Source organism: Endozoicomonas sp. NE40 (assembly GCF_040549045.1).
Lineage (GTDB): Bacteria > Pseudomonadota > Gammaproteobacteria > Pseudomonadales > Endozoicomonadaceae > Endozoicomonas_A > Endozoicomonas_A lisbonensis.
The window spans coordinates 1,377,345-1,402,247 of sequence record NZ_JBEWTB010000002.1 but is presented as its reverse complement, the minus strand read 5'-3'; the positions used below and the strand labels follow the sequence as shown (position 1 = coordinate 1,402,247).

General features: G+C 50.5%; 25 protein-coding genes and 1 pseudogene. 20 read left to right on the top strand and 6 right to left on the bottom strand.

Translation table 11 applies throughout. The features are described 5' to 3' along the window. Window positions 1-17: 17 nt before the first annotated feature. The 14 genes from V5J35_RS07235 to V5J35_RS07170 all read left to right on the top strand — a co-directional run bounded on the left by V5J35_RS07235 (window position 18) and on the right by V5J35_RS07170 (window position 10,682). On the top strand, window positions 18-626 hold the full coding sequence (locus tag V5J35_RS07235) for an SPOR domain-containing protein (protein WP_354010606.1): 609 nt from the start codon (window positions 18-20) through the stop codon (window positions 624-626). 79 nt (window positions 627-705) lie between these two features. Then, the gene (gene hslV, locus V5J35_RS07230; RefSeq protein WP_354010605.1) at window positions 706-1,251 is read left to right on the top strand and encodes an ATP-dependent protease subunit HslV; all 546 of its coding nucleotides are present in this window, start codon (window positions 706-708) and stop codon (window positions 1,249-1,251) included. Window positions 1,252-1,358: 107 nt separating this feature from the next. Continuing rightward, window positions 1,359-2,696: an HslU--HslV peptidase ATPase subunit gene (gene hslU, locus V5J35_RS07225; RefSeq protein WP_354010604.1), complete on the top strand. Its 1,338-nt coding sequence runs from the start codon at window positions 1,359-1,361 to the stop codon at window positions 2,694-2,696. 241 nt (window positions 2,697-2,937) lie between these two features. Continuing rightward, window positions 2,938-4,275, top strand: coding sequence for a hypothetical protein (locus V5J35_RS07220; RefSeq protein ID WP_354010603.1), 1,338 nt, complete (start codon window positions 2,938-2,940; stop codon window positions 4,273-4,275). Window positions 4,276-4,342: 67 nt separating this feature from the next. Then, complete coding sequence (locus V5J35_RS07215; protein ID WP_354010602.1) at window positions 4,343-4,720, top strand: gamma-butyrobetaine hydroxylase family protein; 378 nt, start codon at window positions 4,343-4,345, stop codon at window positions 4,718-4,720. A gap of 128 nt (window positions 4,721-4,848) precedes the next feature. Beyond that, window positions 4,849-5,712: a bifunctional demethylmenaquinone methyltransferase/2-methoxy-6-polyprenyl-1,4-benzoquinol methylase UbiE gene (ubiE, locus tag V5J35_RS07210; protein WP_354010601.1), complete on the top strand. Its 864-nt coding sequence runs from the start codon at window positions 4,849-4,851 to the stop codon at window positions 5,710-5,712. Next, on the top strand, window positions 5,712-6,371 hold the full coding sequence (locus V5J35_RS07205; RefSeq protein ID WP_354010600.1) for a ubiquinone biosynthesis accessory factor UbiJ: 660 nt from the start codon (window positions 5,712-5,714) through the stop codon (window positions 6,369-6,371). Before ubiE ends, V5J35_RS07205 begins: the two co-directional genes overlap by 1 nt. 55 nt (window positions 6,372-6,426) lie before the next feature. After that, window positions 6,427-8,028 carry a ubiquinone biosynthesis regulatory protein kinase UbiB gene (ubiB, locus tag V5J35_RS07200; protein ID WP_354010599.1) on the top strand — a complete coding sequence of 534 codons (1,602 nt, stop codon included), beginning with the start codon at window positions 6,427-6,429 and terminating at the stop codon, window positions 8,026-8,028. Then, complete coding sequence (hisI, locus tag V5J35_RS07195; protein ID WP_354010598.1) at window positions 8,010-8,474, top strand: phosphoribosyl-AMP cyclohydrolase; 465 nt, start codon at window positions 8,010-8,012, stop codon at window positions 8,472-8,474. The genes ubiB and hisI overlap by 19 nt, the downstream gene beginning before the upstream one ends. Continuing rightward, window positions 8,452-8,796, top strand: coding sequence for a phosphoribosyl-ATP diphosphatase (locus tag V5J35_RS07190; RefSeq protein WP_354010597.1), 345 nt, complete (start codon window positions 8,452-8,454; stop codon window positions 8,794-8,796). Before hisI ends, V5J35_RS07190 begins: the two co-directional genes overlap by 23 nt. Before the next feature lie 42 nt (window positions 8,797-8,838). Then, window positions 8,839-9,084, top strand: coding sequence for a twin-arginine translocase TatA/TatE family subunit (gene tatA / locus V5J35_RS07185; RefSeq protein WP_354010596.1), 246 nt, complete (start codon window positions 8,839-8,841; stop codon window positions 9,082-9,084). 35 nt (window positions 9,085-9,119) lie between these two features. Beyond that, window positions 9,120-9,488, top strand: a complete 369-nt coding sequence (gene tatB, locus V5J35_RS07180; protein WP_354010595.1) for a Sec-independent protein translocase protein TatB — start codon at window positions 9,120-9,122, stop codon at window positions 9,486-9,488. Further along, window positions 9,476-10,228, top strand: a complete 753-nt coding sequence (gene tatC / locus V5J35_RS07175; protein WP_419095789.1) for a twin-arginine translocase subunit TatC — start codon at window positions 9,476-9,478, stop codon at window positions 10,226-10,228. The genes tatB and tatC overlap by 13 nt, the downstream gene beginning before the upstream one ends. Window positions 10,229-10,385: 157 nt before the next feature. Then, window positions 10,386-10,682, top strand: coding sequence for a hypothetical protein (locus V5J35_RS07170; protein WP_354010593.1), 297 nt, complete (start codon window positions 10,386-10,388; stop codon window positions 10,680-10,682). Between the two features lie 40 nt (window positions 10,683-10,722). Here V5J35_RS07170 and V5J35_RS07165 read toward each other — a convergent pair whose 3' ends face one another. Further along, window positions 10,723-11,928, bottom strand: a complete 1,206-nt coding sequence (locus tag V5J35_RS07165) for a hypothetical protein (protein ID WP_354010592.1) — start codon at window positions 11,926-11,928, stop codon at window positions 10,723-10,725. 204 nt (window positions 11,929-12,132) lie between these two features. Between V5J35_RS07165 and V5J35_RS07160 the strand changes: the two genes are divergently transcribed. After that, the gene (locus tag V5J35_RS07160) at window positions 12,133-12,843 is read left to right on the top strand and encodes a 16S rRNA (uracil(1498)-N(3))-methyltransferase (protein ID WP_354010591.1); all 711 of its coding nucleotides are present in this window, start codon (window positions 12,133-12,135) and stop codon (window positions 12,841-12,843) included. 79 nt (window positions 12,844-12,922) lie between these two features. After that, window positions 12,923-13,690 carry a DUF2059 domain-containing protein gene (locus V5J35_RS07155; RefSeq protein ID WP_354010590.1) on the top strand — a complete coding sequence of 256 codons (768 nt, stop codon included), beginning with the start codon at window positions 12,923-12,925 and terminating at the stop codon, window positions 13,688-13,690. Between the two features lie 12 nt (window positions 13,691-13,702). Here V5J35_RS07155 and V5J35_RS07150 read toward each other — a convergent pair whose 3' ends face one another. Further along, entirely contained in the window at window positions 13,703-15,931 is a 2,229-nt protein-coding gene (locus V5J35_RS07150) for a primosomal protein N' (protein WP_354010589.1), read from the bottom strand. A gap of 293 nt (window positions 15,932-16,224) precedes the next feature. Between V5J35_RS07150 and rpmE the strand changes: the two genes are divergently transcribed. From rpmE to V5J35_RS07135, 3 genes and pseudogenes are all read left to right on the top strand, one after another. Next, window positions 16,225-16,440, top strand: coding sequence for a 50S ribosomal protein L31 (gene rpmE, locus V5J35_RS07145; protein ID WP_354010588.1), 216 nt, complete (start codon window positions 16,225-16,227; stop codon window positions 16,438-16,440). 8 nt (window positions 16,441-16,448) lie between these two features. Beyond that, window positions 16,449-17,333, top strand: coding sequence for a thermonuclease family protein (locus V5J35_RS07140; RefSeq protein ID WP_354010587.1), 885 nt, complete (start codon window positions 16,449-16,451; stop codon window positions 17,331-17,333). Window positions 17,334-17,565: 232 nt separating this feature from the next. Then, window positions 17,566-18,817 (top strand): annotated as a pseudogene (locus tag V5J35_RS07135) (malic enzyme-like NAD(P)-binding protein). Window positions 18,818-18,858: 41 nt separating this feature from the next. Here the strand turns inward: V5J35_RS07135 and V5J35_RS07130 are convergent. The 3 genes from V5J35_RS07130 to V5J35_RS07120 all read right to left on the bottom strand — a co-directional run bounded on the left by V5J35_RS07130 (window position 18,859) and on the right by V5J35_RS07120 (window position 21,879). Further along, a complete protein-coding gene (locus V5J35_RS07130; protein WP_354010585.1) occupies window positions 18,859-20,655 on the bottom strand; it encodes an RCC1 domain-containing protein in 1,797 nt (598 codons plus the stop codon). A gap of 152 nt (window positions 20,656-20,807) precedes the next feature. Then, complete coding sequence (locus tag V5J35_RS07125) at window positions 20,808-20,987, bottom strand: hypothetical protein (protein ID WP_354010584.1); 180 nt, start codon at window positions 20,985-20,987, stop codon at window positions 20,808-20,810. Window positions 20,988-21,084: 97 nt separating this feature from the next. Then, window positions 21,085-21,879: a hypothetical protein gene (locus V5J35_RS07120; RefSeq protein WP_354010583.1), complete on the bottom strand. Its 795-nt coding sequence runs from the start codon at window positions 21,877-21,879 to the stop codon at window positions 21,085-21,087. 188 nt (window positions 21,880-22,067) lie between these two features. On the opposite strand from V5J35_RS07120, the gene V5J35_RS07115 reads away from it, so the two are divergent. Beyond that, window positions 22,068-22,256, top strand: a complete 189-nt coding sequence (locus tag V5J35_RS07115) for a hypothetical protein (RefSeq protein ID WP_354010582.1) — start codon at window positions 22,068-22,070, stop codon at window positions 22,254-22,256. On the opposite strand, the gene V5J35_RS07110 is transcribed toward V5J35_RS07115, so the two are convergent. Further along, window positions 22,234-24,753, bottom strand: a complete 2,520-nt coding sequence (locus tag V5J35_RS07110; RefSeq protein WP_354010581.1) for a penicillin-binding protein 1A — start codon at window positions 24,751-24,753, stop codon at window positions 22,234-22,236. The two genes, V5J35_RS07115 and V5J35_RS07110, sit on opposite strands and share 23 nt — an antisense overlap. Window positions 24,754-24,903: the final 150 nt, after the last annotated feature.

The window sequence follows — 24,903 nt, the reverse complement described above, 5'->3', positions numbered from 1 at the left end:
ATTGGAATGTCAGCCGAATGAGTGCCCAGAGAGCAACCAGCCGACGGGGAGCCAGTAAAGGCAACGCCCGTAAATCCAGTAGCGGAAAACCCAAGGTGCCGGGATGGTTATTCCTGGTGACCGGTTTTGCACTGGGCTTTTTTGTCGCGTCACTGATCAACCTGACGCCGTCCGCCATAGACGTACCTGTGCCGCAGCGTCCGGATGGCAAGGCTTCGGAACAAGGCAGTGAGCCGAATCCGGTTTTCGATTTTTATACGCTGTTGCCGGAAAGTGAGGTGGTTCTGCCTGAGCCGGAAGTCACTCCGCTCACCCGTTCCGCGCCGCAACCAGCTGCTCAGGGCAAGCCTGCCACAACAACACGGACTCCTGCTCCAAAACCAGCAGAACATAACCGTTACCTTTTGCAGGCCGGCTCGTTTCGCAGTGAAAAGGATGCAGAACGATTGCGAGCCAATCTGATTCTGTCAGGACTGACGCCCCGTATTTCGAAAGTTAATGTAGCGGGTGGAGAAACCTGGCACCGGGTGCAGATAGGGCCGTTTGATGACCAGGGAAGTCTGGACAATGCCCGGCGGATTCTGGCTGAACAGAAGATCGACAGCCTTCTGCTGAAATTAAAATAATTGGCCTTTACCCTTGATAATGCGTGGATGCGCCCAATATAGACTCCTGAATTACATCATTGAATGAAAGGAGTCCACCTTGGAACAGTATCGTGGCACAACTATTCTGTCTGTCCGTCGAGCTGACAGTGTGGTGGTAGGCGGTGATGGCCAGGTCTCCCTGGGCGATGCCGTTATTAAGGGCAATGCCCACAAAGTACGTCGTCTGTACAAAGGTAAGGTGATTGCCGGTTTTGCCGGTGGTACTGCTGACGCCTTTACCCTGTTTGAACGTTTTGAGGCACACCTGGAAAAGCACCAGGGGCGTCTGGAAAAGTCTGCGGTAGAGCTGGCCAAAGAGTGGCGCACTGATCGCACTTTGAATCGTCTGGAAGCCATGCTGATCGTGGCTGACGCGAAAGCCTCCCTGATTATTACCGGTAATGGTGACGTGATGGTCACCGAAGATGGCATTCTGGCTATTGGTTCCGGTGGTTTCTTTGCCCAGTCTGCCGCCAAGGCGCTGTACCAGAATACAGAGATGGGCGCCCGGGAGATTGTTGAAAAGAGTCTGGAAATTGCGGCGGATGTGTGTGTTTACACCAACCACAACCGCGTGATTGAAGAAATTTCCACTAAAGAATAAACACACTCCCGTACAGGAAGTGTCTACTGAATGAGTTTGGCATTTCCAGAACGAACATTCTCGGAATAAACATTCTTGGAATAAACAGCGTTTAAAGAGTTTTAACCATGTCTAATATGACACCTCGTGAAATTGTTCACGAACTGGACAAACACATTATCGGTCAGGATGACGCCAAGCGTGCGGTGGCCATCGCCCTGCGTAACCGCTGGCGTCGTATGCAGCTGGATGAAGAGCTGCGTAATGAAATCTCCCCTAAAAACATTCTGATGATCGGCCCGACCGGCGTGGGCAAGACAGAAATCGCCCGTCGTCTGGCGAAGCTGGCGAATGCACCGTTTATCAAGGTTGAAGCCACCAAGTTCACCGAAGTGGGTTATGTGGGTCGTGACGTAGAATCCATTGTCCGTGACCTGATGGACGCCGCCGTCAAAATGCTGCGCGAGCAGGAAATGGAGAAAGTGAAGCCTCGTGCCATGGATGCCGCTGAAGAGCGTATTCTGGATGCTCTGCTGCCACCTGCCCGTGATTTCAACGAAGAGTCCCAGCCTAAGGAATCCGGTACCCGTCAGGTATTCCGCAAAAAGCTGCGTGAAGGCGATCTGGATGACAAGGACATTGAGATCGACGTTAACGAAGCGGCCATGGGTGTTGAGATCATGGCGCCTCCGGGCATGGAAGAGATGACCAACCAGCTGCAGGGCATGTTCTCCAACCTGAATCAGGGTAAGACAAAAACCCGCAAGCTGAAGGTGAAAGATGCCCTGAAGCTGGTTCAGGATGAAGAAGCCGCCAAACTGGTCAACGAAGACGAGCTGAAAGCCCGAGCGATTGAAGCGGTAGAGCAGAACGGCATTGTCTTTATCGATGAGATCGACAAGGTAGCCAAGCGTGCCGGCGGCTCTTCTGCCGATGTATCCCGTGAAGGGGTTCAGCGTGACCTGCTGCCTCTGATTGAAGGCTGCACGGTTTCCACCAAGTACGGCATGATCAAAACCGATCATATTCTGTTTGTGGCTTCCGGTGCTTTCCATCTGGCCAAGCCTTCTGACCTGATTCCGGAACTGCAGGGTCGTCTGCCAATCCGTGTTGAACTGAAAGCTCTGAGTACCCAGGACTTTAACCGCATCCTGACTGAGCCGGACGCTTCCCTGACCGAGCAGTATCAGGCGCTGATGAAGACTGAAGACCTGAATATCGATTTTGACCAGACCGGTATCAATCGTATTGCCGAAGTGGCCTGGGCGGTCAACGAAAACACTGAAAATATTGGGGCTCGTCGTCTGCACACCGTTATGGAACGCCTGCTGGAAGAAATTTCCTACAGTGCTGCGGACCTGGCGTCGGAGCATGCTGAGAAGCCGCTGCTGATTGACCAGGCTTATGTCAACGATCATCTGGGTGAGCTGGTTCAGGATGAAGACCTGAGCCGCTACATTCTTTGATAACGGTTTAATGACCGCGTGCTGGCTTTCGCTCTGTCGGAAGCCAGCCGTTTTCCTTTCATTGTCTGCCTGCCTACCCGACTGCCTCTGTCATCCTTTCTCTACGATGTGGCACTTTTCTGCTGATCCCCTGTCTAAACACGGTAATTTGTAAAATCCGGTTGGCATAGGCCTGACTGGAAACCGTTGATTTTAAGCTAAGGGAGTGTCGACGAGGATGGAACCCGTTTCAGACAGTAGCATGCAGTTTTCTGCCTTCAGGGACAGGCGCACAGATGAGGGCATCAGTAGCCCCGAACCTGTCTCTGGTCACAGAGATCACTCACCTTCTCTGACACACCGGAGTGCAGAGGTGTCAGCGGAACCGGTTGTGCCGTCTGTGGCTGTTCCTTTCACCACAAATCCTGCTAAAGGTGTTGAGTATGTGAAAAATATCCCAGCACCCCAGCTGCCAAGGCTTCTGGTCGATGGGGACTTGCTGATGAAAGAAAAAGGTTTAGGGGCGTATGCAGAACGCGAGCCTCGCTGTCTTGAAACCCTGTCTCAAGGCTGGGGGATGATACTGGGCTGGTTAGATGCCCTGAAACCGGGGGAGGCGCCGGTTATAACCTCTGAAAAACTGTGCCAGCTTCACAGTGTGGTAGCGGCACATGATGCGGAATTTTCCCCCGGAGAGTTTGTAACGCCTGATCAAAGGTATATGATAATGCCTTTGAGCCATTCCTGTTACAGTGATCTCCCTTACTTTGATGCTGAAGGGCTTTCAGAAGCGGAAGATATTTATGAGCAACACATCTATCAGTGCAGTCTGAGTGATGAGCAGGTCTTGAAGAAAGCAGCCTTTATATTTCGCTATAAAGATGAGTCCATTCGTGCGCCTCTCCTTCTCGGGAAAAATGTGACCGCAGAATTGTTCAGGCATATTGAAAATCCTGAAGCGGTCAGGGCTATTCTGCTCGCTCACAAACAAAACAGGCAGGAAGCCAGTTATCCGAATGTTCAACAGTTTTATTCCGTCATGGCCAGGCATCTTAGCACTCGTACAACGTCTTGCTTTGGTCGTTTCTTTAGCGGCGATAAAGAAGGAAGAGTTCTGGACAAACTAACAGAGTGCCTGACTCAGGATTTCGATCATTATATCCGAAAGGTCTCTCCGCCACGCTCAGAACTGAAAAACCTGACTGAAAACACACTGTTGCGGCTGAATCAGGAACTGGCCCGGTGCAGGAATGAAGATGAACTGATCGCTGTTCTTTGCCGTTATACCACCGAGTTACAACAGCTTCATCCCTTCAAGTCTGCGAACGGCAGAACGTTTACACTTCTGCTGCAATTTCTGCTGATGGCTTATGGTCTTCCGCCTGCCATTCTTAAAAGTCCTGAATCATTCCTGTGTTGCGGACAGAAGCGACTGGCAGGCAATTTACGCTCCGCCTTAGAGGATACCCGGGCAGCTATACAATGGGGCCATACGCCCGGCTTTTCGCTTCATGGATATGCCACGCCTGCAGGTGATAAAGCCTACGATCATGTGTGTGGTGATCTCGACAGAGTGATCCGTGGGGGAGAGTCCGGATAAGTTCAAATAACCTTTATGGTATAGTGCCAGCTCATTGCCTTCGTCATTTTTGTGGAAGACTATTACGATGACACCCCCTGTACCTTCAGCTATTAACCTGCATAAACGTTCCAGAGAACTGGAGCTGACCTACAGCGATGGACAACGCTTTAAACTCCCCTGCGAACTGCTCCGGGTTTTCAGTCCTTCGGCAGAAGTTCAGGGGCATGGCAATCCGGTACTTCAGACCGGTAAAAAATATGTCGTCATCACAGGCATTGAAGCCGTGGGCAACTACGCTATCAAGCTGACCTTTGATGACGGCCATAACAGCGGTCTGTTCAGCTGGGACTATCTTCACGACTTGTGTATTAATAAGGAAAGTCACTGGGAAGATTACCTGCGTCAGATTCATGCAGCCGGTGCCAGCCGTGACCCGGAAGCGTCTGTTGTAAAACTTATGTGATTGATTATATTTCCCTACACTCTCCTCGCGATTCATATACAATGAACTCCGCATTTGTACGCATGTTTATCTCGTAACACTGTGTATCAGTCAGGCGGATTGAATGCCTTTGTGAGTCGGGGGAGTAGATGACCAGCAGCCATGACAGCGGGAGACCATCGTCAGAGTTCAATAATAATGACGGTGAGTGCCGGACAACTCATCAGGTTCGGAGCAATGTTCAGAGCAATGTTCAGAGCAATGTTCGGGATCAGGAAAGTACCCATTTCGGTTTCAGGGAAGTGCCTCCTGACGAAAAAGAGAGCCTGGTGGCCGGTGTTTTCCATTCCGTCGCCAACAATTACGATGTGATGAACGACCTGATGTCGATGGGCGTTCATCGACTATGGAAGCGGTTTGCCATTGAACTGTCTGCTGTCCGGCGTGGGCATCAGGTGCTTGATATTGCCGGTGGCACGGGAGACCTGACGAAACAGTTTGCCCGAAGGGTTGGCGATAGCGGTCGGGTGGTACTGGCGGATATTAATGACTCCATGCTGAAAGTCGGGCGCGACCGGCTGGTGGATGCTGGCATAGCTGGCAATATTGAATACGTTCAGGCCAATGCTGAATGCCTGCCCTTTCCGGATAATACCTTTGACTGTATCACCATTGCATTCGGGCTAAGGAACGTGACCGACAAACCGGCTGCCCTGGCGTCCATGTGCCGGGTTCTCAAACCGGGAGGACGATTGTTGGTACTGGAGTTTTCCAAAACCCGTAATCCGCTTCTGACCAAAGTCTACGATACGTACTCTTTTAATCTGCTGCCAGTAATGGGCAAACTGATTGCCAATGATTCAGAGAGTTATAAATATCTGGCGGAAAGCATTCGCAAACACCCGGATCAGGACACGCTGGAGAGCATGATGAAAGATGCCGGTTTTGTGAATACCACGTACCACAATATGACCGGTGGCATTGTTGCCCTGCATAAGGGGGTCAAGCCCTGATGCCAGAACAAAAATGTGCGTTTGATCCATCCATCAAAACCGGATTTCTTGCTTCTGTTGAAGGGGTTGTAAACAAAACACTTCACCTTGATCCGGTGACCATAAAAAGGCTGGGTAAGCATCAGGGATCGGTCCTTCGGGTGGAATGCCTGGAGCCGGGCTTCACTTCGTGGTTGTGGATTGAATCCGACGGCATACGTCTGGCTGGATACCACGAAGGTGAGGTGGATGCCTCGGTTAAAGGCTCTCTGGTGTCGTTTATGGAGCTGGCAGGACGACGTTTCGCTACCTTTGAAGACGTGGCGGGACTGGTGACAGAAGGGGATGAAGCGCTGCTTGCCGATCTTGGGGAAATACACAAAGGCATGGAGCTGGACTGGGAAGGTCTGGTGTGTCGCTACCTGGGAGATGTAGCCGGACATGCTGTATCAGAAGGGGTTCGTCGTGTATCCGATGGCTTTCAACAGATTTTTCAACGCTCTGCCCGTCAGGTGCCGGACTGTCTTCAGGACTATCTTCAGGAGGAGCTACAGGTATTGCCTGCCCGGACTGATATGGAGTTCGCGCAGTCTGAAGCGAATGCTTTACAAGACCGCACTGACGAATTAGCTAAACGAATCTCCGCTCTGGAAGAGCAGATAAAAGCGAAACATAAATAAACCCGGGCTCATGGTCAGCCATGAACGCAGTTAATAATAGGAACGGGAGTGAAGGGTGTTGCAGTTGACCCGTTTACTGAAAATCATTGGCGCTATTGCCCGCTATCGTCTGGATGAACTGGTGGATCCGGAACGACTGCCTTTTCTGGCAAGGTGGTTTGTCCGCTTATTGCCGTGGCGTCTGTTTATTCGTAACCACGACCCCAGAGGCGTTCGCCTGAGAAAATCACTGGAAGCACTGGGACCTATCTTTATCAAGTTTGGTCAGTTGCTTTCCACTCGTAGAGACCTGCTGCCAGAAGATGTGAGTGACGAACTGGCGCGATTACAGGACCAGGTACCACCTTTTCCCGCCAGTGAGGCGGTTGGCATCATTGAAAAAGACCTGGGCAGGCCGGTGGATGAACTCTTTGCCCGCTTCGATCATGAACCCATGGCGTCCGCTTCGGTGGCTCAGGTACATAGCGCGAAGCTGCATTCTGGTGAGGAAGTGGTGATCAAGGTCATCCGGCCTGACATTGAAAAGGTGATTCGCAAAGACATTGCCCTGATGTATCTGTTCAGCCGTATTCTGGTGACCCTGATTTGGGAAGCCAGACGGTTGCGTCCCATGGAAGTGATCAGGGATTATGAACGGACCATTCTGGATGAACTGGATCTGCTGCGTGAAGCCGCTAATGCCTCGCAGTTGCGACGCAATTTTCTGACGTCGTCCCTGTTGTATGTGCCTCAGGTTCACTGGGATTACTGTCGCTCAAGGGTGATGGTGATGGATCGTATCTATGGTGTCCCCATATCGGATATTAAAACCCTGAAAGCACGGGGTACGGATATGAAAAAGCTGGCAGAGCGTGGCACCGAAATCTTTTTTACCCAGGTGTTCAGGGATCGCTTTTTTCATGCCGATATGCACCCCGGCAATATTTTTGTGGATATCGAAAACCCGGCGGAACCAAAATACATTGGTATTGACTGCGGCATTATTGGAACGTTAGAGCCGGAAGATCAGTACTATCTGGCGGCGAACCTTCTGGCTTTCTTCAAGCGCGATTACCGCAAAGTGGCCCAACTGCACGTAGATTCCGGCTGGATCCCTTCAGATACCGCGGTTGGCGAGCTGGAAGCAGCTATTCGTACCGTGTGTGAACCCATCTTTGAGAAACCTTTAAAAGATATTTCCTTCGGGCATCTGCTGGTCAGGCTGTTTCAGGTTGCACGGCGTTTTAATATGGAGGTTCAGCCGCAACTGGTGCTGCTGGAGAAAACCCTGCTGAATGTGGAAGGGCTGGGACGTCAGCTCTATCCTGACCTGGACTTGTGGGCAACAGCGCAGCCGTATCTGGAAAAGTGGATGAAGGATCAGGTCGGGCCGCTGGGCATTGCCAAATCCATAAAAAAGAACGCAGCAGACTGGGTGCTGAGTGTGCCGAATATGGCTCAGAATGCTCTGGGTAGCCTGAGGCAGTTGTCTGAACATCAGCAGAAACTGATGGATATGTATAAGCAGGCAGAACGTCGCAGGAAGTGGCTAAACTGGTTGGGCGCTGGCCTGATGCTGGCAGGTGGTACCCTGTTGTTTGAACCCGGCTGGGTCAGTGTCATGCCCTGGCAGGGAATTATGATGGGAGGAGCAGGTGTATGGCTTCTGAGTCGTTGATTAAGCAGACTGAAAATCATGACTGGCTGGACGCCGTTCGCTGGAACAGTGATGGTCTGGTGGCTGCCATTGCCCAGGACTGGAAAACCGGCAAGGTGCTGATGCAGGCCTGGATGAACCGGGAAGCACTGGCATTAACGGTAAAGGAACAGCGTGGCATATACTGGTCCCGCTCCCGGGGGAAACTGTGGCGCAAGGGCGAGTCGTCCGGTCATGTGCAGCAGTTAAAAGAGTTGCGACTGGATTGCGACAGTGACTCCATTCTGATGCTGGTTGAACAGGTTGGCGGAATGGCCTGTCATACGGGACGAGAATCCTGTTACTTCAGTCGTCTGGAGCAGGGCGAGTGGGTGACAGTTGAGCCTGTTTTGAAAGACCCTGAAGCGATTTATGGGGCGAGTTATGGAAGCTCCCATGGAAAGAATGGAGAAACGAACAGTGAGTGATGTGCTGGATCAACTGGCAAAGATTTTGGAACAGCGACGTACCGCAGAAGCGGAGGCTTCCTATGTAGCCAGCCTGCACAAGGCAGGGCTGGACAAAATTCTCAAGAAGGTTGGCGAAGAGTCGGCGGAAACCATTATTGCTGCCAAAGCCTGTGAAGCCGGTGGCGCAACGTCGGATCTGGTTTATGAAACGGCTGACCTCTGGTTTCACTCTCTGGTCATGCTTTCTCATCTTGGCCTGTCCCATAAGGATGTATTGCAGGAGCTGGAACGTCGTTTTGGCTTGTCAGGGCTGGAAGAAAAAGCCTCGCGAGGGCAATGATCTCGTTAAACAGCATTTTCATAGTGAAAAGGAGGGGTAATTATGGGCGTAGGTGGAATTAGCCTGTGGCAATTGTTAATCATTCTGTTGATCGTCGTCATGCTGTTTGGCACCAAAAAACTGAGGGGGCTGGGTGGTGACCTTGGTGGTGCCGTTAAGGGGTTTAAGAAAGCCCTTAACACCGATGAAGACGGAAAAGAACAGGATGTAAAAAGCGTCGGAGCGGATCACAGAAAAGATCAGGCAGATGCTTCTTTTGCTGATGAGAAGGACAATAAAAAGGTCTGATCTTTTTTTTCAAGGGGAACCTGACGAGGTAGCGGGTGCTGGATATTGGTTTCACGGAACTTCTTCTGATTGCAGTGATCGCTCTGGTGGTGTTGGGACCAGAGCGCCTTCCTGGTGCGATCCGGACAACCGCTTACTGGGTGGGCAAACTGCGGCGCAGCTTTCAAAACGCCAGGGAGGAACTGGAACGGGAGTTGAATGTCGAAGATATCAAACGACAGATTCACAATGAAAATGTCATGCGGGAACTGGAAAAAACCAAAGCCTCTTTGCAGGAGTCGTTGAATGACCCTGTAAATGAACATTCGAAGGAAGCAGTCGATAGCGAAAGCTCTCATTCCGAAGCGACTCCAGCCAGTAAAAACAGTAAAGGTCATTCTAACAATAAGCCATCTGCCTTATGAGCGAAGCTCCGGAACCGGAAAACGATAAAGAACAACCACTGGTGCAACACCTGCTGGAATTGCGCCGCCGGCTACTCCACAGTCTGCTGGTGATCGGGGTGGTCTTTATCGGCATGATCTGGTTTGCCAACGATATTTATCAGTACGTGTCTGAACCGTTACGAGCCCATTTTCCGGAAGGTAGTACCATGATTGCTACCGAGGTGGCTTCTCCGTTTTTGGCACCGTTCAAACTGACACTGGTGCTGTCTTTTTTTCTGGCAATTCCTTTCGTCCTGCATCAGGTCTGGGCGTTTATTGCGCCGGGTCTGTACAGCCGTGAAAAGCGTCTGGCGATTCCCCTGCTGGTGGCCAGCGTGGTGCTGTTCTATCTGGGGATGGCGTTTGCCTACTATGTGGTGTTTCCGCTGATTTTTGCCTTCTTTACCAGTGTGGGGCCAGAATCGGTGACGGTGATGACCGATATCAACCGCTATCTGGAGTTTATTCTCAAACTGTTTTTTGCCTTTGGGCTGGCGTTTGAAATACCGGTTGCGACGGTTCTGATGGTCTGGTCAGGCATCACTACCGTTGAAAGACTGAAAGTCAAACGACCTTATATTGTCGTGGGCTGCTTTGTTATGGGTATGTTGCTGACCCCACCGGACGTGATCTCTCAGTCACTACTGGCTATTCCCATGTGGCTGCTGTTCGAGGCAGGCATTGTTTTTTCAAAACTGAAGCCTTCCAGTCCGGAGTAACATTCTGTCACCGCTTTGACTCCTTTTTCAGACTGGTTTTTTATGGCAGGGAGAAGTCATACAGTTGGCAGCCCGGTCGGCTCATATTTGTCTATTGTGTTTATGAGATAGTTAAAAAAGAGCCACAAAAAAGAGCTGCAGTACTCAGGGAGGAAGTATGTCGTATCCCCAGCCCTCAGCCAGTAACTCGTCTGGTCAGGACTCCGAACGAAAGGTTACCCGGGAGTTTAATCCCTTTGAAGTACCTTTCGAGGTGATTCTGTACGAATTGAATGTCATTGCCCGCGAATTCTGCCTGACACCATTGCAATCGCTTCTGTCAGAAGGGTTTGAAGACCTTGATGACCTGAAAGCGGCCATCGCCGAAATGGATGACAAACAGCTGGCGCGCAGACTACTTGCTGAAATTGACATCATCATTGATGAATATCGCAAAGGTGTCGCGCTTCTCTGAGACCAGAAGAGCGAAACCTTATCTCTGTTGTTTCATTCACTTATGGTTGTTTACGTTTTCTTTTATTGATATGCGCCTGATAAAGTTTCAAGGCTGCATCCAGTTGCTCCCTGGAATATCCCTTTTTCAGCAGAGCCTGATGGATTTTTTCTTTAGTCATGCCCTTTTTGATATTGATTTTGAAGGTATTGGCCAGCCGGCTAATGATTTTCTGGTCATCGCCTGTCTGTGGATTTAAGTCATAGCCTTTTTCATCTTCAGGCACTTGTTTTTTAAAGAATGTGTAGTTATCGGTCTTGCCTTCGTAATCAAGATAATGGGTCACCTTCGACCGCAGCTCTTCCTGAATGTCGTCGGGACGGGTGAGCGCTATGTAAAACGTTGTGAAATAAGAAGTTTTAACGATGTCGACAATGGAAGTGAACAGCGAAGACAGGACAAAACTGATGAACAACAATATAAATATTGGCAGTGTATTAACAACCACCTCATTGTTGTCTGTCAGAATCAGCCAGCTTTCCGGAAACAGAGAGTGACCCAAATAGCCAACACCTGCCCCCAAAGCCAGGGCGGGGAGAAACAACACCAGGGAAAGGGAACCAATAAGGCTGCCAATCAGGTCAATACCCAGCGCGCCCACCATGGCTCCCGGTACGTTTTTCTTGATAAGGGACAGCTTCTCCGGTACCTGTCGAATGGTTGACTGATCAATCACAATAGCAGGCATGGAGAAATTTTTTACCAGATCCCAGACCTCACTGAAAACACCCAGCAACAGGCTGGTAAAAAAGCTACTGCCTGCATTTGAATCTTCGTCAGAGCCTTCAGAGCTTTTTGATCTGACCATATAGTCAATGATTGAGTAGAGAAATAAAGAGACTCCCATGCCCTTTATAGCTCTGGTACCACTGGATATATCGGTGTCTTTTCCCTGCAGAATATCGTAAATCATCCATGACCCAACGGCTTTGTACCTCATTTGAATAAATGAAAATACCGGCCCGGCCATAAGAGTGAGCAGAATTAACAGCATTCCTGTCAGATAGTCCTGAGCAATCATGAAGTAGTAGACACAGGCAAGGCACATTGTCATGGCTATGGTTTTGAACAGGGTCATGCGAAAAGCGAGCTTAAAGATGTCGGCGTCTTTACCAATCAAGCTGACGCAGCTGGTCAGCAGTCCTTTAATATCCTTACCCTTTGCCCCCAGTCCGGATGACAGCGTGTCAGAAAATCCCTTTATCATGTTTATGCTCCTGTAGAACCTTATTCCCCTGCAGACGTTATTATAGTTATAAGCATTTGCTGGCTGTTCCATTGCAGTAGCCAGTATCCATTCTTCAGCAACCATCTTTCAGTAACCAGAGCAGAGCGGTGTGTGACTTGCTCCCTGGCTGTAAATCCGGACAATAAGCGTCCAATTTGATCACTTTACTGACTTTGCGCATTTATGAATTTACTGTTGCTGACACCTGACGACTTTGTATCGGACTCTCTGGTTAAACTGCAGGGGCGGCAGCTGCAGCATGTACTGAGTGTGCATCAGGCAAAGGTGGGTGACACGCTGCGGGTTGGACGGGTCAACAGCCTGATGGGGGAGGGGACAATCACTGCCCTGTCGGCTGATTTTATGGAAATGGATGTGTCTCTGACGGAACAGCCCCCAGCGGCTTTACCTCTCACCGTATTGCTGGCACTGCCCAGACCCAAGATGCTGAAACGCAGCCTTCAGCATCTGACAGCCCTTGGGGTGAAGCGCATTGTGTTAATGAACAGCTACCGGGTTGAAAAAAGCTTCTGGCAGTCCCCCTGGCTGTCGGAAGAAAAGGTTCATGAACAGCTGGTGCTGGGGCTGGAGCAGGCTCGTGATACGGTATTGCCGGAAGTGATTCAGGAAAAACGCTTTAAACCGTTTATTGAAGATCGTTTGCCCGCTATGGTCGCCGGCAAGCGGGGAATGGTGGCGCACCCAGTGGGGGGCATTTCCTGCCCACACCAGATCTCGGATGAAGTGGTACTGGCGATTGGCCCGGAAGGTGGCTTTATACCTTACGAGGTTGAAAAACTGGAAGAGGCGGGTTTTGAACGCATTCACCTTGGCTCAAGAATCCTCAGAGTAGAAACGGCCGTCACGGCCATTACGTCGAAACTTTACGATTAACCCTGTTTGGCGTTATTGTTGGAAGAGTTGTTGGGTAGTCGTTCGTTTATTTTTTAACAATTCTAACTATGGCTTGGTTATGAGCGTAAACAGAAAAGGATTTGCTGTTGCGCTGATCATACTGTTGCTGTCGTCTGGTCAGGCATTCTCCGCCGATAAACAGGTTCTTCTTAATGAGCTTTATGATAATGCCCAGCTGGAGCGGCAGCTTGACTGGGTGCGTGCCAGTATGACGCTGAACCGTGAGGAGTACGCACTGCCAGAAACCGTAATCAACACTGTCAACCGGGTGGTGGAGGTGCGGTACAGTCGCACGTTTTACCGGTCTTCCATGCTGGCTACCCTGGATGAGGCATTGAGTGTCGGAGAGCTGCTCAGGCTTCTGGACTGGTACAATTCTAATCTGGGCCAGAAGGTGTTGTTCCTTGAAATGGCTGCCAACGACCCCGCCAACCGTTTGCGTATGCAGGGGTATATCGAAGAGAAGCTGAGTCAGCAGTTGCCCCGTACCAGCCGGATTCGCCTGATTGAAGAGTTGATGGAAACCATGGATGCCGAAGAGCTGGGTACCGAACTGGTGGCCAGTGCGTCTGTGGGGGCTCAGCGATTGCTGCGTGAAATCATGCCGGTGCAGAACGGATATCCCACACGTCCGCCGGAAATTCTCAAGGCCAGGGAAAAGCCGGCTATACGCAAAGGGATCAGTGATGAGATGCGTAACATTTATCTCTACACCTATCGCAGTTTGCCGGATAACGAGATCAGGGCTTATCTGGATTTTGCCCGGTCATCCGCCATGCAGAACTTTCAGCGGGGACAGATGCAGGCAATGGCCCGGATGCTGTAAGAACTAAGCCTTTCACGTCATTTCCTGAGGATCGACATCCAGCGTCCAGCGCAGGTGCTTTGGCAGCTTTAAACCATCCAGATAACTCACCAGGTATTTCAGCGCCCGGTGCAGAACCGGTCGTTCACCGGACTGCAACAGCAGCTGCTGCCGGAAACGCCCCTGACGCTTTTCCATAATGGCAGGCAGAGGCCCCAGCGGGGTGAGCGACGATGTTTCTCCAAAGTGTTGTAAGACCAGCTCCCGTAACTGCTTTAATAAAGCCATCCCGTCCTGCGTATAGGCAGACTCGGTGCGAAATACAGCCAGATAGCCACAGGGCGGCAGGCGCAAATGCTGTCGTTCGCTGAACAGGCTGTTGGCAAAGCGTGTGTAATCGTTCATCGACAGCATCTGCAGTGCCGGGTGCTGAGGATTGTGGGTCTGGATAATCACATGACCGGGCATCTGTCCACGCCCTGAACGCCCTGTCACCTGCATAATCAATTGGCCGGTTTTTTCCAACCCCCGAAAGTCTGAACTGAATAACCCACCGTCAGCGTTGATAATGGCAACCAGCGTAACCCCCGGAAAGTGATGACCTTTGGCCAGCATCTGAGTACCCAGAAGAATGCAGGGCTTGCCTTCATTGATCTTATCCAGCAATGCAGGCAAAGCGTCTTTCCTTCGGGTGGAGTCTCTGTCCACCCTTAACACCGGGTAATCAGGAAACAATTGTGACAGCACCTGTTCACTGCGTTCGGTTCCCTGACCGGCAGGTTGCAGTTTTTTGCTGTGGCACGACGGGCAGGCCCAGGGAATAGCGGTCTGGTAATCGCAATGGTGACAGTGCATGTGAGGTGGCTGACGGTGCAGGGTCATGTGAGCGTCACAGTGCGGGCAGTCTGAAATAGCGCCACAGTCATGACAGATCAGGGACGGCGCATAGCCTCTGCGATTCAGAAACACCATGACCTGATGTCCCTGCTGCAAAGTACGCTGCATACGGTCAAGGATGGGCCGGGCAAAACCGTCGGTTAGCAACTGCTGGCGAATATCCAGCAATTCAATCGTTGGGGCTTTAGCGCCACCGGCGCGGCTTTTCATCTGAATGTGGCTGTAGCGGCCTGTACGGGCGTTCTGCAGGCTTTCCAGCGAAGGGGTGGCAGAACCAAGGACAACCGGGCAGTCTGCCATTTTAGCGCGGTAGATGGCCAGATCCCTGGCATTGTAGCGCAGGGTATCCTGCTGTTTGTAGGAGCCGTCGTGTTCTTCATCAATAATGATCAGCCCCAGTTTCGGTATGGGGGTAAACACGCCGGAACGTGTGGCAATCAGTATGCCTGCGCTGGTCCGGTTGGCTGCCAGCCAGGATTGCAGGCGCTCGCCATCGCTCAGGCCAGAATGGATACAGACTACCGGAACTCTGAAGCGTCTTCTGAACCGTTCAATGGTCTGCGGCGTCAGGCCAATCTCTGGCACCAACACCAGAGCCTGCCTGCCAGCCTTCAGACTGGCAGCAATGGCTTGTAAATAGACTTCGGTTTTGCCGCTGCCGGTGACCCCTTCTAACAGTACCGGGTGAAAGGACGGTGTCTCCAGTATACCTTCCAGGGCAAACTGCTGTTCCGGGTTGAGAGTCAGGGGGGCTTCCCTGAGAATCTGGGTGGCTGAATCAAACGGTTCGTCATGGACTTCCAGTTCGCAGCGGCTGGCCAGCTGTTTTTTGGCCAGACTGGTCAGAATGGTTTTGCTGATTCCCGCTTCTTTCAGTTCCACTTCACTGATGCCCAGGGGGGCGTCCTGGATTAATTCCAGAGCCTGCAGCTGGCGTTTCGCGCCTTTCAGTTGTTTTCTCAGGGCATTGTCCAGCTCGCAGCTACTTTTCCAGAGCGTAATGGAGCCTGCTGAAGCGGGTTTGCCCTGCCTGAGTACCTGAGGCAGGGCAAGAGATAAGGTTTCACCCAGACTGTAATGGTAATAGCTGGCTGCCCAACGACACAGGGTCATAATGCTGTCAGGTAGAATGGGGCTGTTTTCAAGAATGCCGCTGGCATGGCGCAGTTTATCGGGCGGGCAGTCGGACTGGTCTTTTATCGCTTCAATAATGCCCAGAAGTCTGCGGGGGCCAAACTGAACCTGAACCCGCATACCCGGTTGCAAAAGGGCTGAATCAACCCCTTTGGGCGGCAGATAATCAAACAGCTGACGCAATGGTGTAGGGACAGCAATGCTGAGAATGATGTCGTTGCTGGAACTCATGAAGCGGACTCTTGACTGGTTCTGGCAGTTTACCCTGAGTCCATTTCGGGTTGTACCCTCAATGTACAGAAATCGGGTGCCAGCCCTTGAACCGTAAGGGCAGCAGGGGAGGTTTGCTTGACACCGATACTCTGGTATGATTCGCCCTCAATTTCCAGGGGTTGGTGTTTTCAGACTGAAAGCGCCAGCTTGCTTGTGTGCGGTGCTGTTCCATAACCGACATCATACTTATGCTGTATAGCTATAATGTTGGCGCTGTGCAGTGGCGGCATGCGTTTTTTGAGGTAGATATCATGAAGCCGGAAATCCATCCGAACTACGACCAGATCGAAGTTACCTGCTCCTGCGGTAACAAAATCCAGACTCGCTCTACTCTGTGCAAGGACCTGCACATTGAAGTGTGCTCCAAGTGCCACCCATTCTACACCGGCACCCAGAAAGTTATGGATACCGGCGGCCGTATCGAACGCTTCAACAAGCGTTTCGGCAAGCTCAGCACTCGCAAGTAATTGTGAGTATGCCTACCCTGGACAGACTCAGCCCCGTATTCGTTCGGGGCTCTCTGCCCGGGGGCAGGTTGCTGCGATTAAAGCAGCTTAAAAAAAAGGCGCTTTACCATTGGGTAGGCGCCTTTTTTTTAAGCTGTACTTTCGTTCCTTTTTCATGGGCTGAAGTGGATGCGGAAGCTAACTGCTTTATTAAGGGCAGGTCAGAAGCCGTTGTCTGGGATTATATCGTTGATGGCGATACCCTCTGGCTTGAAGATGGCAGAAAGGTACGCCTTGCTTCGGTGAATACTCCGGAAACAGCACACGATGGGCTGAAGGATGAGCCTTTTGGCGATCAGGCGACGGAAGCCCTGCGAGGATTGTTAAAAAACTCTCCCAGATTGCAGATGCAGAGAGCCGAACGTGGGGAGGATAAGCATGGCAGAGTGCTGGCACACCTGTTTATGCCGGATGGTCGTTCTGTAGAAGCCATACTGCTGGAGAAAGGGCTGGCTTTCCAGCTGTTCCCCGATGATCGCAGTGCCTATAACGACTGCTTTTCCGAACGGGAAAACGATGCCCGAAAAGCGGGACGTGGCGTCTGGTCAAAACACCCTGTTCTTGATATCAGTCATCAACCCATGACGTCAGGCTTTCATCTGGTCAGCGGTATTGTCATGGCGGTTCGTGCGCCCCGCGACAGCGATTACTACTGGGTTGACCTGAACGGACCTCTGGTGCTGCGCGTACTCAAGTCCGGTGCTGATGAACGCTGGCTGAGAAACGCGATTGGCCGGAAAATTGAAGCCCGAGGCTGGGTAATGAAAAGCACTCCACGCAAGCGTGAATCCAAAAAGTACAAACCCTGGATTATGGGTATCTATCATTCCCCTGCCATTAAGCGCATAAATTAGAGAAAACAGTACCCGTAAAAGTCAGTGCAATTGTATTTAAACCGTTGCAGCGATAAGTAATTCGGTTCCATTTCGTGGAATTTGGTCTGTAGATGTACTTTTCTTAACCTGCCTGAGCTTGTTCACAAAATAGGGTTCCTATATTCTGCCAGTTCAATGTCAATCAAAGCGATTTGATTATTTCGTTGATTGAAGCTCTCCCTGTTCTTGAGTAGGTTGGAACAAAAACATTATGAAGCAAGCGGCTCTTGATTATCACGCTCATCCCAAACCCGGCAAAATTGAAATTGCGCTGACCAAATCAGCGGAGACGGCCAGGGACCTTTCTCTGGCCTACAGTCCGGGCGTTGCGGAGCCTGTACGTGAAATCGCTGCTAACCCTGAAAACGCCTACAAATACACTGGCAAAGGCAACCTGGTAGCGGTCATCAGTAATGGTTCCGCTATTCTGGGGCTGGGTAATCTTGGCGCTCTGGCAAGTAAGCCGGTGATGGAAGGCAAGGCGTTGCTGTTTAAGCGCTTTGCCGGTGTTGATTCCATTGATATTGAAGTGGAAACAGAAAGCGCTCAGGCTTTTATTGATACGGTAAAGCATATCGCCTGCAGTTTCGGCGGAATCAATCTTGAAGATATTAAAGCGCCAGAGTGTTTTGAAATTGAACGACGCCTGATCGAGGAATGCGACATTCCGGTATTCCATGACGACCAGCACGGAACCGCCATTGTAACGGCTGCCGGTATGTTGAATGCTCTGGATATCGCAGGCAAGAAGATAGAAGAAGCAAAACTGGTTTGTCTGGGTGCCGGCTCTGCAGCCATCGCCTGTGTCAAACTGCTGATCAGCTGCGGCATGAATCCGGAAAACATTCTGATGCTGGACAGCAAAGGGGTTATCCACACCGGCCGTGATGACCTGAACCAGTATAAAGCCCTGTTTGCAGTAGACACCGACCGTCGTCAACTGGACGATGCCATCTTGGGTGCCGATGCATTCCTGGGTCTTTCCGGTCCAAACCTGCTGTCTGCTGAACAGCTGCAAACGATGGCAGAGAACCCGATTGTCTTTGCCTGTGCCAACCCGGACCCTGAAATTCATCCTGAAGTAGCGAACGCAGCCCGTTCCGATGTGATTATGGCGACCGGCCGTTCCGACTTCCCGAATCAGGTCAACAATGTTCTGGGTTTCCCGTTTATTTTCCGTGGCGCACTGGATGTGCGTGCGAGCCGCATTAACGAAGCCATGAAAGTAGCGGCAGTGAATGCGATTCGTGATCTGGCAAAAGAAGAAGTGCCACAGGAAGTGATGGATGCATACGACGGCATCAAGCTAAGTTTCGGGCCGGACTATATTATTCCAAAGCCAACTGACCCACGTTTGCTGGGTAAGGTGTCTGCGGCGGTGGCAGAGGCAGCCATTGAGAGTAGGTGTGGCTAAGCTGGGGTATCCGGCGCATTATCCGCTGAAGTCTTTGGACGACGTTTGATTTTCAGAGTGCGCCTTTGGTGATTAAAGGCGCACTTCCAATCATAGGCTGCTTTCAATAATTATGTCGTGGGGTTGCAATTCACTCTCAATATGATGACTGAAACCTCCAGTTTCCAGATTTCCCCAAGTAATAACTTGTCCGTCATCTTTTAGCGCAGCAAACGCGTTACGGTTACTGTAAACTTGCTTAACTTCAGCCGTTAAATCGCCACTGCTTCCATAAGATGTGTCCCCTCCGCGCTCCAGGTTGCCCCAGGCAACTACACTTCCATCATCTTTTAAGGCACTAAAGGCAGTACTCGTAGCGAAGATATGGCTAACTCCCGAGCTGAGGTCTCCGCCGCTACCGTGGGTAATATCTCCTCCCTGGCTCTCATCGCCCCATGCGACAATACTGCCATCCTTTTTGATCGCTGTGAAAGCACTGCCATCATGACCAGATGGATTTGTTGGAATAACATCTATAACTCCGGAATTAAGATCAGGGTTATTTGGGTCGACTGAGGTATCTAAGCCCCCCCAAGTAACAACGCTCCCGTCTTTTTTTATTGCTGCGAAGGCTCTGGTTCCTGCAACAACTCTGTCAACACCAGAACTAAGGTCACCTTTATTGCCAAAATTGACATCACCACCGTTAGTAAAACTACCCCAGGCAATGACACTTCCATCATCCTTTAAAGCTGAAAATGCCCAGCCATTTGTTGTAGGAATGACTTGCTTTACCCCAGAGCTTAAATCTCCTCCGCTGCCAACAGTTACATCCCCACCATATCTTGAATTTCCCCAGGCAACGACACTACCGTCCTCTTTAATAGCTGCAAAGGTCATTATTCCCGGAATGATATTGACTACTCCAGAGCTTAAATCCCCCCCGCTCCCTACTGTGATATCTCCACCGCCTCTAGGGTCACCCCAGGCACATACGCTTCCATCCTCTTTTAATGCTGCAAATGCATAGGTATTCCCAAAAACTTGTGTAATGTCAGAACTAAGGAAGTTGGCACAACTACTTGAATCTGCACCATAGCCAAAGCCCCAGGTAACGACACTTCCATCATCTTTGAGAGCAGCGAATGCTGACCAAGCATAAACTATGTCAATAACTCCAGAGCTGAGGTCTCCTCCTGATCCATTATTTACATTGCCAATCTCTGGATGCCCCCACGAAATAACACTGCCGTCATCTCTAAGGGCTGCAAAAGCTTGCTGTGTGGAAAAGATTTTTTTGATTCCAGATGAAAGGTTTCCACCACTGCCCATATTGATATCACCGCCGCCATAGTCCCAGCCCCATGCCATGACACTACCATCTTCTTTCAGAGCAGCATGGGCATATGGAGTGGAGATTATATCAATGATCCCTGAACTAAAATCACCACTGCTCCCGACTTGGATATCGCCACCGTACTTATTGTTCCCCCAAGCGACAATACTTCCATTGTCTCTTAATGCTACAAATGAATAATCATTCTGGTAAATAGAGTCTACAGTCACTCGCTGAAAGACGACATACTCTTCAGTGTCAGAACCATGTGCTTTTGCTATCAATCTGACTGTTTTTCCAGCAATTTCATCTGGTACTTTGAAGTATTTGTCTTCAGTTATATCTATCGCACCCTCTTTTTCAACAACCCATGTGTACTTGGTGTTTTCAGGCGAGCAATCATCACAAGTAGAGATGGCTTTGACTATCGAGCCAGGAGTTAAGTCACCAGCTTTGGTCAGGCTGGTAATTACTGGTTTTGGTGGAGTTGATGAACCGGAATCATCACTATTACAAGCCACCATCAAGCCAGATAACCCCACAATGGCAACGGTTTTGACTAATCTGTCCATTTTAATACTTCTTAAATGTGTTTAGTTGTGTTGTGCAACAGGACAGATTTTATTAGTCATTTGACGTATGGGTAATAGGTGAAAATACAGCGCAGAAGCAGTCATCAAAGGAAGGATGCTTGGTAAAGGGCAGGATTAGAGCAAATCATAAGTCACGGATGCATACGACGGCATAAAGCTAAGTTTCGGGCCGGACTATATTCTTCAGCCAGTAATTTAGCGGTCATCACACCGATAGAGTCACGCACCCAGAGAATACGAACGTCAGGGTTATCTTTTTCAAACGCCTTTTTGTAGCGAGCCAGCAGGTCGATTTCAACAGCTGTATACACTATCAGTTCAACAGGTTTGGCTGCCTAACGGCCAAACTGACAAGAGAGGAGACTGCAAGAGGGAGGGTGGTCGGACATTTTTCCATGCGTGGCTTCCTCAAATCAGGTTGATTTTATCCTGAATGACAGTCCATCCTGCCGGGTCGCGAACATAACTATCTACTTTTGACCAGTCAGGAGCACCACGGCGCAGGGTCTGGCCAAATAATTCGTGTACCATCTGCGTGGCTGGTCCACTACCGCCAAATGTAGAGCTTAACTGTAATTCCTGGAAGGCTCGCCAATGTAATAGTATTGAGGTTTGTAACACCAGGCTGCTGTATTTATTTGCCACGATACCACCGCCAATACCACTGGCTGCCCCCACTACACCACTGGCAATAGACATGGGAATACAATCAGCGGCAAGCTGACCACCACGGCTGATGGCTTTTAGCGTTTTCATTTTAAGAAGCACAGCGCATAGTTGAGTCAGGTATTCACTTTGGCTAAATCGGCTGGAGAGCTGCTTTAATCTGGTGATATGTGCGATTGTTTTGGCCTCGGCCCTTGCGTGACGGGCAATACCTGTGGCATTAACCTGGGTAGCGGCTGAACCAAGATTTCCTACCGCTGAAAAAATGCCACCACCAATTTTTTTGAGTTTCCTGTTAAAAAAATAGTGTTGAACTATCTTTGACTGACCGTCAAAAATGTGTCCGTGCGATATAAAAAGAGGATTAGGGGTACTTGCCGGCTCAGAACTTCCGGCCGCTTCAGAAATATTGGCAACACCGTCAGAAATCATAGAACCAATATTTGTGTTCGTCAGCTCGTCAACAATAGATGCCACCAAAGACAATCCATCCAGGGCGTAGTCAGATACCAATTCTTTAAACTGCTCTTTTTTCATATACACCTTTCCTGAACAATGAGTCAAAAAATATGAATTCATATGGTTGAGTAATTATTATTCAGGCAAGAAGTATGAACTTTTTATAAAGACCACGCTGATGGTATTTATAGAATTTCTTTTGGATGCAATCATTATTAAATAATTGGTCTATATAACTTTGATTGATTTGGAAGGAATAGGTTGTGATGACCTCAGATTCTTTATCCACGTCGAAGACGGTACGGGAAGCGATGATGCGTGACAGGAGTAACTGGGGTGACGATTACAATCTGGGTGTGGTTGAGACAATAAAACAGCAAAAGGATAAACTGCCGGGTACCAATGGTGTGGTACCCACAGTATGGCAAGTAATCAGAACAAATCTTCAGGCTTAAACGACTGCCCAAAGTCATCCAGAGAAGGTACAGAGCCTTCACTCACCGTCGTAGGGGCTTTTTCCTGACGGAAGATTTCAAAAATCGCGTCGTTGTCGCCCTGTCGTGCGAGGCGACCGGTTTTCGGATCAATTCGCAGTGTTACCATGCCCTCCGGTTGTGGCAGGCGCTGCTCTGGCTTGCCATCCAGTGCGACTTTCATAAAGTCAATCCAGATTGGCAGAGCGGCGTTTGCGCCGTATTCCCAGCGACCGAGTGTCGTGTAATCGTCCATGCCGACCCAGACGCTGGTCAGCACTTCCGGGTTGAAGCCGACAAACCATGCATCCTTACTGTCGTTGGTGGTACCGGTTTTGCCGCCGATATCGCGGCGTTTCAGCACCTGCGCACGACGGCCTGTACCTTTCCAGATGACGTCGTTCATGATGTCGTTAATGATGTAGTTAACCCGCGGATCCATTACCTGTTCAGCAGGAGTTATGCGCTGGGTGTCCCGCTCGCCGGTCAGGTCAACGACATTGTGATTCTGGTCTCCCTGGGCCAGAACGATGGCAGAACCTGACCCGGCCTCAGAGATTTCTGTCTGTGCAGCGGTCTGTTCTTCAGGGTTGTCCGGCAGGTCTTCACATTCGGGGCAGGCGGTTGCTGGCGAAGCCCTGAACAGTACTTCATCCATGGTTTCAACCCGGTCAATCAGATAGGGGCTGACTTTATAACCGCCATTGGCGATGGTGGCGTAACCGGTGGTCAGCTGCAACGGTGTCATGGAGACATTACCCAGGGCCAGGCCAAGGTTTCGTTCCATGGTGCCGTCTTCAAAACCCAGACCTTCCAGGAAGTTAATGGTTCGGTTGATGCCGATTTCCCGCAGCAATCGAATGGAGACCAGATTGCGGGAACGGTATAGACCTTCCCGCAGGCGCATTGGGCCATTGAACTTCATGTTGTCGTTGTTTGGACGCCAGGTGCCTTCCAGTCCTTCGTCGGCAAATACCATGGGAGCGTCGTTAATCATGGTGGCAGCGGTCAGACCCTCATTAATGGCTGCAGCATAAATAAATGGTTTGAACGATGAGCCAGCCTGTCTTACAGCCTGGGTTGAGCGGTTATACATGCTGTCGAAGAAGTTGAAGCCGCCCACCAGGGACAGGATAGCACCGTCCTCTGGGTTCATGGACACTAGTGAAGACTGGGCTTCAGGCTCCTGACTCAGGCGATAACGACCGTCCGGCATTTTGCGCACCAGAATCAGGTCGCCGACTTTTAAAACTTCACCCGCAGATTTCGGATCGTAACCAAAAGCATTCACGTTAATGTAACGCTTTGCCCAGTTCAGGTTGTCCCATTCGATAACGTCAATTTTGTCGTTACGCAGCAGAATATGAGCTGTTTTGTCTTCAACGGCGGTGACCACTGCTGGCATAAGAATTCTGTTGGAACGGGCATTTTTCAGAGCCTCTTTCCAGACGTCAACGTTAGACTTAATCTCACTGTTATTGATTTCAAGATTACGGTCTGCTTCGTTGAGGTTGGTAACAGGGCCTCGATAACCATGCCGTTCTGTGTAGGCAAAAAGACCATCGACTACGGCCTGATTTGCGGCTTCCTGCAGGGAGCTGTCGACTGTCGTGTACACCTGAAACCCTTCTGTATAGGCTTCAGGGCCGTACATTTCGATCATCTCCTGACGAACCATTTCTGCGACATACGGCGCTTGTAGTTCAATGCGGGCGCCGTGGTAGCGGGCCGTTACTGGCTGGTTGACCGCTGTCTGGTAATCGGTCCGGTCGATATAACCAAGATCCAGCATACGGCCAAGAATCCAGTCACGGCGAATCAGGGCTCTTTCCGGGTCGTTGATCGGGTTATAGCGGGAAGGCGCTTTTGGCAGGCCGGCAATCATTGCCAGCTGGGCCTGGTTCAGTTCGTCAATGGACTTGCCGTAGTAAACATGGGCGGCAGCCTCAACACCGTAGGCGCGGTTGCCCAGATAAATTTTATTCAGGTACAGTTCAAGGATTTCAGACTTATCGAGTTCCCGCTCAATCTGCAAAGCCAGCAGTATTTCATTGAATTTACGCGAGAAGACCCGTTCATGGCTCAAAAAGAAGTTTTTCGCCACCTGCATGGTAATGGTACTACCGCCTGACTGAATGCTGCCGGTCGATACCAGTTGCACTGCTGCACGTGCCAGGCCAACAATGTCAACGCCCGGGTGGGAATAGAAGCGGTCATCTTCGGCAGCCATAAACGCCTTAACCAGGAATTCCGGGGTTTCTTCAATACGAACCGGTGTCCGGCGCTTTTCACCGAATTCGGCCAGCAGCTTCTCGTCACGGGTGAAAACCCGCAGCGGGGTTTGCAGGTGAACGTCCCGCAGAGTTTCAACAGATGGCAGGGAAGGGCTCAGGTACAGATAGGCACTGGCTGCGATCAGCAGTGCGCCACCGCCACCGGCAAGGCCACTCCATAGTAAGAATTTTAAAAATTTAACCATTCGCTTCATTCTGCCGGGATATCCAGTTTATCTGAGCCTCTCAGCTCATTGAGCCGATCCTGTGGGGGCATTATAAAGGGAAAACACTCTGATGCCCTACAAAACGGGGAAGTTTACGTTACCCTGAAATAATTTTGACGATGTTACCCG

Bases quoted from the DNA above. Each gene is read 5' to 3' on its own strand.
- V5J35_RS07205 (WP_354010600.1), top strand. From the start codon at position 5,712: ATGCCAGAACAAAAATGTGCGTTTGATCCATCCATCAAAACCGGATTT.
- V5J35_RS07235 (WP_354010606.1), top strand. From the start codon at position 18: ATGAGTGCCCAGAGAGCAACCAGCCGACGGGGAGCCAGTAAAGGCAAC.
- tatA (WP_354010596.1), top strand. From the start codon at position 8,839: ATGGGCGTAGGTGGAATTAGCCTGTGGCAATTGTTAATCATTCTGTTG.
- V5J35_RS07170 (WP_354010593.1), top strand. From the start codon at position 10,386: ATGTCGTATCCCCAGCCCTCAGCCAGTAACTCGTCTGGTCAGGACTCC.
- V5J35_RS07190 (WP_354010597.1), top strand. From the start codon at position 8,452: ATGGAGAAACGAACAGTGAGTGATGTGCTGGATCAACTGGCAAAGATT.
- rpmE (WP_354010588.1), top strand. From the start codon at position 16,225: ATGAAGCCGGAAATCCATCCGAACTACGACCAGATCGAAGTTACCTGC.
- V5J35_RS07120 (WP_354010583.1), bottom strand. From the start codon at position 21,879: ATGAAAAAAGAGCAGTTTAAAGAATTGGTATCTGACTACGCCCTGGAT.
- V5J35_RS07215 (WP_354010602.1), top strand. From the start codon at position 4,343: ATGACACCCCCTGTACCTTCAGCTATTAACCTGCATAAACGTTCCAGA.
- V5J35_RS07115 (WP_354010582.1), top strand. From the start codon at position 22,068: ATGACCTCAGATTCTTTATCCACGTCGAAGACGGTACGGGAAGCGATG.
- V5J35_RS07155 (WP_354010590.1), top strand. From the start codon at position 12,923: ATGAGCGTAAACAGAAAAGGATTTGCTGTTGCGCTGATCATACTGTTG.
- V5J35_RS07150 (WP_354010589.1), bottom strand. From the start codon at position 15,931: ATGAGTTCCAGCAACGACATCATTCTCAGCATTGCTGTCCCTACACCA.
- V5J35_RS07110 (WP_354010581.1), bottom strand. From the start codon at position 24,753: ATGGTTAAATTTTTAAAATTCTTACTATGGAGTGGCCTTGCCGGTGGC.
- ubiE (WP_354010601.1), top strand. From the start codon at position 4,849: ATGACCAGCAGCCATGACAGCGGGAGACCATCGTCAGAGTTCAATAAT.
- V5J35_RS07140 (WP_354010587.1), top strand. From the start codon at position 16,449: ATGCCTACCCTGGACAGACTCAGCCCCGTATTCGTTCGGGGCTCTCTG.
- V5J35_RS07165 (WP_354010592.1), bottom strand. From the start codon at position 11,928: ATGATAAAGGGATTTTCTGACACGCTGTCATCCGGACTGGGGGCAAAG.
- hisI (WP_354010598.1), top strand. From the start codon at position 8,010: ATGGCTTCTGAGTCGTTGATTAAGCAGACTGAAAATCATGACTGGCTG.
- V5J35_RS07220 (WP_354010603.1), top strand. From the start codon at position 2,938: ATGCAGTTTTCTGCCTTCAGGGACAGGCGCACAGATGAGGGCATCAGT.
- V5J35_RS07130 (WP_354010585.1), bottom strand. From the start codon at position 20,655: ATGGACAGATTAGTCAAAACCGTTGCCATTGTGGGGTTATCTGGCTTG.
- V5J35_RS07160 (WP_354010591.1), top strand. From the start codon at position 12,133: ATGAATTTACTGTTGCTGACACCTGACGACTTTGTATCGGACTCTCTG.
- hslU (WP_354010604.1), top strand. From the start codon at position 1,359: ATGTCTAATATGACACCTCGTGAAATTGTTCACGAACTGGACAAACAC.